Source organism: Streptococcus ovuberis (genome assembly GCF_012396585.1).
Taxonomy (GTDB): domain Bacteria; phylum Bacillota; class Bacilli; order Lactobacillales; family Streptococcaceae; genus Streptococcus; species Streptococcus ovuberis.
In genome coordinates this window covers 37,747-47,760 of the sequence record NZ_JAAXPR010000017.1, presented here as the reverse complement: position 1 = coordinate 47,760, position 10,014 = coordinate 37,747, and the positions used below count along the sequence as shown (strand labels likewise).

Annotated in this window: 11 protein-coding genes; 1 reads left to right on the top strand and 10 read right to left on the bottom strand. The window is 43.4% G+C overall.

The window, feature by feature from the left end; genetic code table 11:
* Positions 1-253: 253 nt before the first annotated feature.
* The 7 genes from HF992_RS08860 to HF992_RS08830 all read right to left on the bottom strand — a co-directional run bounded on the left by HF992_RS08860 (position 254) and on the right by HF992_RS08830 (position 6,268).
* On the bottom strand, positions 254-2,020 hold the full coding sequence (locus tag HF992_RS08860) for an LPXTG cell wall anchor domain-containing protein (protein WP_168549677.1): 1,767 nt from the start codon (positions 2,018-2,020) through the stop codon (positions 254-256).
* A 403-nt stretch (positions 2,021-2,423) separates the two neighbouring features.
* Complete coding sequence (gene folK / locus HF992_RS08855) at positions 2,424-2,909, bottom strand: 2-amino-4-hydroxy-6-hydroxymethyldihydropteridine diphosphokinase (protein WP_168549676.1); 486 nt, start codon at positions 2,907-2,909, stop codon at positions 2,424-2,426.
* A complete protein-coding gene (gene folB / locus HF992_RS08850) occupies positions 2,906-3,265 on the bottom strand; it encodes a dihydroneopterin aldolase (RefSeq protein ID WP_168549675.1) in 360 nt (119 codons plus the stop codon). The genes folK and folB overlap by 4 nt, the downstream gene beginning before the upstream one ends.
* Positions 3,266-3,267: 2 nt before the next feature.
* Entirely contained in the window at positions 3,268-4,068 is an 801-nt protein-coding gene (gene folP, locus HF992_RS08845) for a dihydropteroate synthase (protein ID WP_168549674.1), read from the bottom strand.
* A gap of 1 nt (position 4,069) precedes the next feature.
* Complete coding sequence (gene folE, locus HF992_RS08840) at positions 4,070-4,633, bottom strand: GTP cyclohydrolase I FolE (protein ID WP_018378265.1); 564 nt, start codon at positions 4,631-4,633, stop codon at positions 4,070-4,072.
* 7 nt (positions 4,634-4,640) lie between these two features.
* A complete protein-coding gene (locus HF992_RS08835; protein WP_168549679.1) occupies positions 4,641-5,900 on the bottom strand; it encodes a folylpolyglutamate synthase/dihydrofolate synthase family protein in 1,260 nt (419 codons plus the stop codon).
* 26 nt (positions 5,901-5,926) lie between these two features.
* Positions 5,927-6,268, bottom strand: a complete 342-nt coding sequence (locus HF992_RS08830) for a DUF2200 domain-containing protein (RefSeq protein ID WP_168549673.1) — start codon at positions 6,266-6,268, stop codon at positions 5,927-5,929.
* A gap of 135 nt (positions 6,269-6,403) precedes the next feature.
* Between HF992_RS08830 and mnmE the strand changes: the two genes are divergently transcribed.
* Positions 6,404-7,777 carry a tRNA uridine-5-carboxymethylaminomethyl(34) synthesis GTPase MnmE gene (gene mnmE / locus HF992_RS08825; protein ID WP_168549672.1) on the top strand — a complete coding sequence of 458 codons (1,374 nt, stop codon included), beginning with the start codon at positions 6,404-6,406 and terminating at the stop codon, positions 7,775-7,777.
* A gap of 322 nt (positions 7,778-8,099) precedes the next feature.
* Here mnmE and HF992_RS08820 read toward each other — a convergent pair whose 3' ends face one another.
* The 3 genes from HF992_RS08820 to HF992_RS12240 all read right to left on the bottom strand — a co-directional run bounded on the left by HF992_RS08820 (position 8,100) and on the right by HF992_RS12240 (position 9,905).
* Positions 8,100-8,618: an isoprenylcysteine carboxyl methyltransferase family protein gene (locus HF992_RS08820; RefSeq protein WP_168549671.1), complete on the bottom strand. Its 519-nt coding sequence runs from the start codon at positions 8,616-8,618 to the stop codon at positions 8,100-8,102.
* Positions 8,619-8,710: 92 nt separating this feature from the next.
* Entirely contained in the window at positions 8,711-9,637 is a 927-nt protein-coding gene (locus HF992_RS08815; RefSeq protein WP_168549670.1) for an FAD:protein FMN transferase, read from the bottom strand.
* Between the two features lie 142 nt (positions 9,638-9,779).
* Positions 9,780-9,905, bottom strand: coding sequence for a hypothetical protein (locus HF992_RS12240; RefSeq protein ID WP_281346976.1), 126 nt, complete (start codon positions 9,903-9,905; stop codon positions 9,780-9,782).
* Between the last annotated feature and the right edge of the window lie 109 nt (positions 9,906-10,014).

Genomic DNA, 10,014 nt, shown 5'->3' with positions numbered 1-10,014 from the left:
TCGCTCTACAATAGGCTTGAACACCTTTATTGTATCGCGTTTGGAGTTTTTTGGTATAACCTGCGATGCGCACCCGCATAGCGGGTGGTTTATTGGTCACGCACCTTCGGAGCGTGACGGACTTAAAGTCACATAATAAAAAACGAACGATGACCGTTAGCCTAATGAGACTAACAGCCATTCATTCGTTTGACATTGGTTATTGGCTAGTCCAATTTTTCAATCCACTCGCCTTGTTAGCATTTTTGCATCATCAGCGTAGGGATTTTCTCACAGCTAGACCAATTAAGGCTAAGAAGGATAACAGACCTGTGATAAGGACTGCGATTCCTCTGTTATCTCCTGTATGAGGTAATGTTTTCTTGCTTTCTGTTTTAGCGACAGATTGTGTCGCCTTCGGAGTTGTATTCTGATTTGCCACTGGTTTTTTAGCTCTATCAGATTGTGCAGAATGCATCACTTCTTTGTTTTTTGGACTCAGATTCGATGGATTTGGATGTGATATTTTTTCCTTTTCTTTGACAGGAGCTTTTTTCAACGTATCTGGCTTTTTAGGAGTTGGTTTAGACTCTTGTTTTTTGACGGAAGGTTTTACGATTTGATCCCCGGATAGAGCTACGGAGATTTCTTGTCCTGGAAATGCATTAGCCAGAGCTTTGCCATTGACAAAAACATCATAGAAGAGACCGTCTATTAAACCGCTATTGAAGGTGGCACGCCCCTCTTTATCCGTTCTTGTTTCAGCAACCAAGCGACCATTTTTATCTTTTAGGGTAACTGTCTGATCAGCCAACCCTACTGCTTCTTCATCACGCACCTGAACAGTCAAGACTTGCTTGCTGTCGACTGGCTTACTTGTTCCTACCCCATCAACGATGAAAGCTCCGAAGCGTTCATCGCCATCTTGACCAGTTCGAACGGTATGCCCTTGAGACTTCCCGTCCACCAGCACGCTTAGACTTCTGAGCAAAGGCAAACCGGTTAAAACAGCGCGACCATTCTCATCTGTTTTGGCTGTAGCGACCTCATTGCCTTCGCCAGTCGTAATATCAATCAATTTCACAACACGGTTAGGCAGGGCGTTACCTAATTGGTCAACAACAGTCGCTACAAAGGTGAATTGACCAGATACAGGTGATGCATCATGCTCATGTTCATGATGGTCATGACCATCGTTAAAAGGTTTAGTCACATCAATATCCGCTACTAAAATAACGTGGTGATGATTATCATGCGGGTACATCAGAGCCTTGCCCTTAGGTGTATCCAGTACCGTAACCTTATCCAAGTCAACTCCTGCGCCTTTAGCCACATAAGCGCGTTTAGCTTCTAATTCATCAACTGGTGTAGGCGCTACAGTAGTCGGCTTAACAATCTCACTACTTTCTAAAAAGGCGACACCATCTTGTCCAGGTCGAAGTTTAGTTTTCGCTTTGCCATTAACGAAAATATCATAGAAGGTACCGTCAATGAGGGAATCAGCAAACGCCACCTGACCATTTGCTTGTGTTACCGCATGTCCGACAACTTGCCCGGTAGGATCTTTCAGCTCAACGGTTTGCCCAGCTAAACCTTCTGCTTCCTCATCTACTACCTTTATCATAATTTTTTGTGTACTGTAGTTTGGAGTGTCTATACCATCCTCAGGTAACGTAAAACGAGCCACCATCGCTTCACCAGCTACCCCACTTCTAATAGTGTAACCTTTTTCTACGCCATTCACACTAACGCTGTAGTTAGTATTGAGAGGTAGACTAGAAAATACGGCCATGCCTTTATCATCTGTTTGTGCTGAGAGGCTTTGCCCATTTCCAGTAGTTGGGGTCAGACTGACTGTCTTGTTAGCCAAAGTCTTACCATTTTCACCTAAAACGATAGCTGTAAAGCTGAAATTTCCCTGCTCAGCAGTAACTGCTGTATGTGTGTGGGCAAAAACCCTAGGCTCTGTATCAGCCCCTACTAAAGTCACTGTTGCTAAGGCTGCAACTGTCAATAATCTAATTCTGTTAGAGGTTGTCATTCTAAAAAAATCCTTTCTGAATTTAGTTAACTAGTTAAGCTATTTTACCACTAATTAATTAACTGGTCAAGTATTTTTTTGAAAAATTTTCTTGAAACCATTTGTCTAGACGATTTGATCTAATCACAAAACACAAAAAGAGTAGACTAAAAATCACTCATCAGCATCCGATTTTATAGTCCCACTCCGCCCCTAACAATGACCGAAGGGGCTGTTGAAGAATGAAAATTGAAGTGAGTCTTTGACACTAAAATACCTAATGCCCTTGTTCAGTGGAAGCTCTAGAACGGGTTAAACCAATAAGAATTGACGCCAACCACTGCATCTTGGGTAACTGACAATTATAAAACGAAGAGACTAGGATGTTTGTCCCAGCCTCCTGATTTACACGAAAATGATTTCTTTATTGATTGACAGCTCTAACCCCTTCAGCATTCACTTCCTCTAGCAGCTCTGCTATGCTTTTAAGAAAAATAGGATGTTGAATAGTTGGAGCGATATCCGCCAAGGGAACAAGGACAAAGGCACGCTCCTGCATCAGAGGATGTGGGAGCGTCAAATTTTCCTCCTGCACCACGTCTTGACCATAGAGCAAGATATCAATATCAACCGTTCGAGGTCCCCAATGTTCATGGCGTTCCCGGCCCAGCGATAATTCCAAAGCCTGGGTATGATGCAACAAGTCCTGCGGTGAAAGATCTGTGTCAATGGCTAGGCAAAGATTGAGAAAGTCTGCCTGATCTGTTTTCCCCCAAGCGTTGGTTTCATATATAGGCGAAATGGCTAGCAATTGAGTGGCTGGTAACTGTTTGAGCCCTTGAACTGCCTGGTCTAAATAACTGGCTCGGTTGCCCATATTGCTACCTAAACTTAAGAATACCTGACTCATCTGTGACGCTCCAAGGTGATTCCGACATGTGCATAGTGACCAGAGATCGGCGGATTTTCCTTTTTAATTGTTAGAGTGATTCCCATCACTGTTGGGTAATGGTCAAAGATATCCTTACAAATAGCACCAGCCAAGCGCTCTATTAATTGGTATTTTTCGTTTTCCACCCGTTCTTTTATGGTTTCAAAGACCATGCCATAGTGAACCGTATCAGATAACTGATCCGATAGACTAGCAGTCAGTAAGTCAACTTCTAGCTCGCAATCCACTACAAAAATCTGTCCCAGCACTTGCTCCTCGGCAAGGGCACCATGATAACCATAAAATCGACAGTCTTTTAAAAAAATCTTATCCATCTTCACCTCAACTGTTCTAAGATATTGGCCACATCACGATTGGCTGCAACATTGTGAACTCGGACCATCTGACACCCTTTAGCCATAGCATAAGCGGATAGGGTTGCCGTTGCCTGATCACGGTCTAAAGGACTACTTCCTCCACCTAGTAAATGGTCAACCACCCGCTTCCTAGAAATCCCAAATAACACAGGATACCCTAGCTTGCAAACTTGATCCAATCCTTTAAGGAGATCAATGTTGTGCTGAGGATTCTTAGCAAAGCCAAAGCCTGGGTCCAACCAAATCTTATCCGCCTTAACTCCCGCATCTAAAGCGGCCTGAGCACGCGCTGATAGAAAATCACACACTTCTACTGTAATATCTTCATAGATTTCTTCCGTCTGATTATGCATGAGGATAATGGGGACATCGTATGTTGCTGCTAAATGCAACATTTGTCCATCGTAGAGTCCTGCCCAGACATCGTTGATGATATCTGCTCCCGCCTCTAGAGCAGCCCGCACCGTTTCTGTCTTGTAGCTATCGATTGACACTAAGCAGTCAAAACGTTCCTTGATAGCCTTAATAATAGGTACGACACGAGCAATCTCTTCCTCAACGGAGACAAAGGTAGCACCAGGTCTTGTAGATTCTCCGCCAACATCAATGACAAGTGCCCCCTCTGTCAGCATTTGCTCAACCTGCGCCAGGGCCTTATCCAGTTCGACATAGTTTCCTCCGTCTGAGAAAGAATCTGGTGTCACATTCAGGATTCCCATAATACTTACCCGATTTGCTAGTTCGTGAATTCGAATGCCCATACTACCCCCTTTGAATCATGTCTAAAATTTCCCGTCTTTGGTTGACATCTTCCTTAAAAATGCCTTTGGCCACAGTAGTGACCGTCTTTGCTCCAGGTTTTTTGATACCTCGCATGGTCATGCACAGGTGCTCTGCTTCTACCATCACAAAGACCCCTTCAGGAGCCAAGGCTTCTTCCAAGGCTGTCGCAACTTGAGCTGTTAAACGTTCCTGTAGCTGAGGGCGTTTGCTAGCAACTTCAACAGCTCTGGCTAATTTGCTAAGCCCAGTCACCCGCCCCTTGCTTGGCAGATAAGCAACATGGGCTACGCCATAAAAGGGAACCAGATGATGTTCGCACATGGAATAAAACGGGATATCTTTAACCAAGACCACTTCTTCATGGCCTTCTGAAAAAACAGCGGTGAATTCATCCTTAGGGTCCTTATCCAGACCAGTCCACATCTCTTGATACATTTTGGCAACCCGTTTAGGAGTATCTAGGAGTCCCTCGCGATCAGGATTTTCACCTAAAGCTTGTAAAAGCTGGCGGACTGCAGCTTCAACTTGTTCTGTCTTTGTCATATTTTCCTCAAATTTTTTCTGAATAGTGTTTTTTCATTAAATCTCTACGGACCTGCGAGATAAAGTATAAAGAGCCTGTCACCACATAAAAGATACCTGACGATGCGGGCTCAATCTGCGCCAGCCATTGCCTAAAATCACCTACTCTTGGCAGCTGCGAAGGGTAATCTGACAGATCAAGCGCTGTCGGATAATCAAAAGTCGTTACCGTTACTTTCCCGACTTCTTGTAGCTGGTCTAGCATAGACTCAATCGGTTTTCCAGCAATGGCAGCCACCAAAATAGAAATCTGCTTATCGCCATAGTGGTCTCTGAGTAAGTCACAAAGCGCTTTGACAGACTCATTATTGTGGGCTCCATCTAACATCAGATTGTCCGTTATACGTTCGGTTCGCCCGACCCAGGAACTTGTTGCCAAACCTGTCTTGATCGTTTCCGTTGTGAGTTTTGAAAAATTCTTCATCAGTAAGAGACAGGCTTTAATCGCGAGGCTAGCATTGACGATTTGATGGCGCCCAGGAAGACCAGGAACAATTCCTGACAAATGATTGCCTTCCTTATCTTTGTAATCCCCGGCCTCAAGAGAAAAATCTACACCTTCCTGATAAAGGGGGGCTCCAACAGACTGACAAACCTCTTCAAAAACAGCAGTCACATCCTGACGGTCACTGGCAAACAAAAAGGGAACAGCTGATTTGATGACTCCTGCTTTTTCACGAGCGATTGCCACATGCGTATCGCCAAGAATCGGTTGATGATCCAACCCGATAGACGGACAAATGCTCAACAGTGGCCTAAAAACGTTGGTCGAATCCAATCGCCCACCGAGACCCGCTTCAACTAAAACGACATCAACAGGTTCAAACTCCGCAAAATACAAGAACATCATGACCGTAATCACTTCAAACTCTGTCGCAGGTTCAAAACCTGTCGCCTTCGGCAGAGCTTCTACAATTGGATAGACCCGATCCACCAACTCCATCAAAGCAGACTGACTAATCATCTGGCCGTCAACAGAGATCCTCTCTCTAAACTCAACGATGTAAGGCGATGTAAAAGAGCCGACCTTATAGCCACTAGCTGTTAAGATATGCTGGAGATTAGCCACTGTAGACCCTTTGCCATTAGTCCCTACAATATGGATGCCCTTGATTTTATCTTGGGGATTGTCCAATTGTTCCAATAGCCATTCGACACGTCTGAGTCCTGGTTTGATACCAAACTTTAATTTTCCGTGGATCCAATCTAAACTCTCTTCATAACTCACAGTTTTTTTCTGTTCACTGTGTCCCATCAAACCCTCCTTATCTTATCCAGATGTTTCCCTCGTGCTAGTTCATCGATTATTTTATCCAGATAGCGGATTTTTTGCATCAAGGGATCTTCGATTGCTTCAACACGTACACCACAGATAGTTCCCTTGATCAGATTGGCCTTAGGATTAAAAGCTGGTGCCTGCTCGAAAAAATCAGCCATTGAGAGTTGTTTCTCTAATACCGTTGCTAAACTGGTTTCATCATAGCCGGTCAACCAAAAAATCAGGGCATCTACTTCTTCCTTAGACCGCCCTTTACGCTCAACCTTTTTGAGATACAAGGGATACACCCTTGCAAATGGCATCTTAAAAATCTTCATAGGGCTATTATACCATAGAGTTAAGCAAGACCCTCACTCTAAGTCACCTTCCGAGGTTACTTTTTCGGTTGAAGCGCATCCTAGTTTATTACTCCTTTTCTTGCTTCTGAATCGCTTTTACGCTAAAATAGGCTTATGATTACCAAAGAATTTGATACCATTACTGCTATTGCAACCCCTTTGGGAGAAGGGGCTATCGGCATTGTCCGTTTATCTGGAACGGAGGCTCTGGCCATTGCCAACCGTGTCTTCCAAGGAAAAAATTTAGAAGCAGTTGCCAGCCATACTCTCACCTATGGGCATATCATTGACCCTCAGACTCAAAAGATCCTAGATGAAGTCATGGTCTCGGTCATGTTGGCTCCTCGCACCTTTACTCGAGAAAATGTCGTGGAAATCAATACTCACGGCGGTATTGCTGTGACGAATGAAATCCTGCAACTCCTCCTTCGCCAAGGCGCACGCATGGCTGAACCAGGGGAGTTTACCAAACGTGCTTTCCTCAATGGCCGTGTTGACTTGACCCAAGCAGAGGCTGTTATGGACATTATCCGAGCTAAAACCGATAAAGCCATGAATGTCGCCATTAAGCAACTGGATGGTTCCCTCAAGTCTCTCATCACCAACACACGACAGGAAATCTTAAATACCTTGGCCCAGGTCGAAGTCAATATTGACTACCCCGAATACGACGATGTAGAAGAGATGACTACCCAACTCCTGAGGGAAAAGACGCAAGATTTTGCCAATCTCCTGTCCAACCTTTTGCGCACAGCCAAACGTGGCAAAATTCTCCGTGAGGGTCTGTCTACAGCCATTATAGGTCGTCCAAACGTTGGCAAGTCGAGCTTGCTCAATAATCTCCTCAGAGAAGATAAGGCCATTGTAACAGACATCGCAGGAACAACTAGAGATGTGATTGAAGAGTACGTCAATATCAAAGGTGTCCCTCTTAAGCTGATTGATACTGCGGGTATTCGAGAAACGGATGATATTGTGGAAAAAATCGGTGTTGAGCGCTCAAAAAAAGCCCTTGAGGAAGCTGATTTAGTCCTTCTGGTCCTCAACAGTGCCGAAAAACTGACCGATCAAGACCGCCAGCTCCTAAGCATCAGCCAAGACAGCAACCGCATCATCCTGCTCAACAAGACCGACCTTCCACAAGCTATTGAAATCCAAGAACTGCCAGAGAATTTCATCCCTATCTCAGTTCTCAAGAATCAAAATATTGACCAAATCGAAGATCGCATTAACCAGCTCTTCTTTGACAATGCAGGCTTAGTCGAGCAAGATGCAACCTATTTATCCAACAGTCGCCACATCTCCTTGATTGAAAAAGCCCTCGAAGCCCTCGAAGCAGTCAATACAGGGCTTGCTCTTGGCATGCCGGTCGATCTCCTTCAGGTGGATATGACCCGGTGCTGGGAAATCCTCGGTGAAATCACTGGCGAAGCTGCACCAGACGAGCTCATCACCCAACTCTTTAGCCAATTTTGTTTGGGGAAATAGAAAAAACCATTTATCTCACAAAACTAAAAACCACCTGCTTCTTTTCATCCAATAAGATCAGGTGGTTTTATTATATCAATCAAAATTTCCCATTTTTTATATTCTTTCAAAATCAAAATTAGATTGAATAAGTAATAGATGGGTCTGGCCGTTACTTACCTTGTGTATCAGCAGTATGTTTTCAGCTCACTATGACAGGTGAAAAGATAGTTTTTGCATATTTATTCGAGCCAAAGTCAGGTATCAGCTTAAATCATCTAATTTTGATTTTAATTCAGTATTACTGACACGGCATTCCCTAAATGAATCGAGCCACTACTACTTATAAACTATTGGGAATAATAATATCCCTTAAAAGCTTCTCTTCTTCCTTAATCCTGATGAACAAAACAATCGCATATAAAGGTAAAATAAGGATACAAGTCCATCTGGCATGGCATAATAGTCCCAAGCCAATCAATTCTGGGACAATATTCAAAAAATAATTAGGATGTTTGACTACTCTGAATAACCAGTGATCAACAAATCGATGATTTTTTAGAAGCATCAATTTGACTGTCCAGATATCCCCTAATAATTGCGTTACAAGATAGAGCATAAGCATAGAGAAAATGAGGAGAGCAATTCCTAACACTCCTAGAGAATCCAAATGAACGCGATAAATAATTGATTCAATCAGACATAGCACATAAAATAAGATATGTAATACAGTCAGACGCTTTGTATTTTCTACACCATATTCACACCCACCGTCAGCCAAGATGGCTCGTTCATTGCGGATAGATTTTTTGAGAAATACTAACCTAACTAGAAAAACAATCAAAAGAATTGAAACAACCATATAAACTCCTTTTTAGTTACTACTGACAGTTTACCAAAAAGGACTACGGGCTATATGAGCATCAACTAGATTTTATCTATTTTTTCCTTTGGCTAATCAAATGATTCACGCAAACCACTAGTAACGACTAGCTTGCCATCCACTGTGACGAGAATCCCTTCGATATGAGGGGCCTGTTCGATTTGTTGAAAGCCCTCCAAGCAGGATTTGCCAAAAAGCTTGGTCGTCCAAATTTCACACTCCAAGGATGAATTGGCCACAATGGTCAAACTAGCCATATCAGAAGTAATTGGATAACCTGTCTGCTTGTCAAAAATATGATGATAGCTCTTGCCTTCAATCTCCAGTTTTCGCTCATAAATTCCTGACGTCACAACTGATTGCTCTGAGATAGCAAGAATTCCTAGGTGCTTACCTCGTGACCTTTTAGGGTCTTGAATCCCGATGTACCACAATCCATTGTCTCGCCTTGGATTCTGACCTGTCACTAGAACATTGCCACCAAGGTTGATCATGGCAGAGCAGGCACCTTTTTCCACCAATTCAGCTAGAATCAAGTCTGCAAAATACCCCTTGGCCAGGGCTCCCAAATCAATTTTCATCCCAGCCTTGGCTAAAAAAACAGTCTGCTCAGCATCGTTCAAGACGATTCCTTCTGGATCTGTCAAGGCCAGCGCCCTTGCAATAGCATCTGCCTCCGGAATATTGGCATCTGAAAAGCCAATTCGCCAAGTCTGAACAACAGGTCCCAAGGCAATATTAAGGTTAGAATCAGGCAAGAGACTTTCGACCTTCCCTTTCTGAATCAAATCGTATAGAAGTTTTGGAACAGGAACAGCTCTTTGACCAGCTGCTTGATTGACCATTCCCAAATAAGAATCCGATCGATTGGCACTGAACATGAGCTCAAATGCTTCCAGCCTCTCCTGAGCGAGATCAAGCAAGGCTTCTGCTCCTTCGGCTTCAATCTGCAAATCAATCACCGTCCCCATCATCTTCCATCGTCTACTCGCTTGCATGAACTCATCCTTCTTCTCTTTAATCTATGTCTAAAAACGTTTATAGCAACATCACTCGCATAGTTAGCTTATCGGGCCTGCTCTCAGTCGTCTGGCTACTAAAGTTTTAGAAAGGGTTACAACAACCTAAGATTTTGCCATTTTATGGTGCCACCTTCGCTAAATCAAAAGCAACAACATTCACCAGAAATAACACCCAAAACACATTATCTTGCCACTCTGGGTCCTGATGGTAGTTTTGAACTACTGGAACATTTCTTTTTACCATCAAGATCACTCTTGTAACATCACTGCTTTGACCACTCTCTACCTTTTCATGGTATTATTGAACAATTAAAGTAAGCAAAACCAGACTCATGAAGCCTTGATTTTGCCTA